This is a genomic window from Vibrio sp. 10N.261.52.A1 (assembly GCF_002876325.1).
GTDB classification, from domain to species: Bacteria; Pseudomonadota; Gammaproteobacteria; order Enterobacterales; family Vibrionaceae; genus Vibrio; species Vibrio chagasii.
On record NZ_MCYD01001320.1, the window covers coordinates 1 to 1194 of the forward strand.

The window sequence follows — 1194 nt, forward strand, 5'->3', positions numbered from 1 at the left end:
TAATACGACGGTACAAGGAGATAAGTTATCAACGCACTTATATATGATGTATTTAGTGGAGAGTCGGCGAAAGGGAACCCTTGTGGGGTTGTTGAATTAGAGCAATGGTTAGCAGATTCAGAGCTACTAGAAATAACACATCAACTAGCACAGCCTATTACTGCTTTTGTGAAGAAATCGGGAAGTCAGTTCGACATCCGTTGGTTTGGATTAGATGGTGAGATAAACCTGTGTGGTCATGGTAGTTTGGGTGCTGGTACTGATTTGATCGAGCGGTATAAGTTTGAAGAGGTTACTTTAAACAGTGATTATGGACAGGTCGTGATTTCTAGAAAAGACGGCTTATCTCGATTGGAACTGCCAAGCTGGAATGGTAAATCTTATGTTGAGTGGAGCGATGCTCCAATTGATCTGTCGGCTTTGAATCAGCCCGTTGTCGATGTATTCTCGACAAGAGATTTAGTGTTAGTGTTGGATTCAGAGGAAGCAGTAAGGAATTTTACCCCTGATTTTGAACAGTATAAAAAAATCAATGATTTACATGCTGTTATGGTGACCGCTCAAAGCTCGGATGACGGTTATGTACTTCGTTATTTTGCACCGAAGATCGGCATTTCAGAGGATTTAGCAACCGGATCTGCGCAATGTTCACTGGCCCCATATTGGTTCGATAAGCTAGGAAAAGACAAACTCTCAGTTCGTCAGCTTTCGAGTGCTGGTGGTTATTTTGAAGTCGAGAAGGGAGCCAACTCTTCGATTGTCGTCTCTGCTAGAGTTGAATGCCGTCAGTGAAAGTGTGTTGAGCCTATGACCAATACCGCGAACTAATTTTTGTTTTCAATATTAAGGATTTGGATTAGATTACTCTGATGTAGATCCCAACAATAAAAAGAGAATAGCGAGTGAAGATTCATAGAATTAACCCGACCAAGCGTTGGTCTGATGTGACTGTTTTTAATGGTATTGCAAGCTTTGTTGAAGTTGCTGAATCGGACACATCTGCGGGCATTAAGAGTCAGGTTCAACAAATTTTTGAGCAAGCTGAAGAGATGATGAGCCTGGTAGATAGCGATAAATCTCGCGTATTGTCGGTCACTATTTACCTAACGGATTTTGCTAACTTTGATGCACTCAATGAAGTGTGGGAAGCATGGTTCCCTGAAGGCTGTGCACCGAGCCGTGCATGTGTGAAAG

Annotated in this window: 2 protein-coding genes; both read left to right on the forward strand. The window is 42.2% G+C overall.

The features are described from left to right. Nucleotides 1-27: 27 nt before the first annotated feature. A complete protein-coding gene (locus BCT81_RS27290) occupies nt 28-792 on the forward strand; it encodes a PhzF family phenazine biosynthesis protein (protein ID WP_102426490.1) in 765 nt (254 codons plus the stop codon). A 110-nt stretch (nt 793-902) separates the two neighbouring features. Next, the coding region (locus BCT81_RS27295) for a RidA family protein (RefSeq protein WP_102426491.1) at nt 903-1194 on the forward strand (292 nt) is incomplete at its 3' end.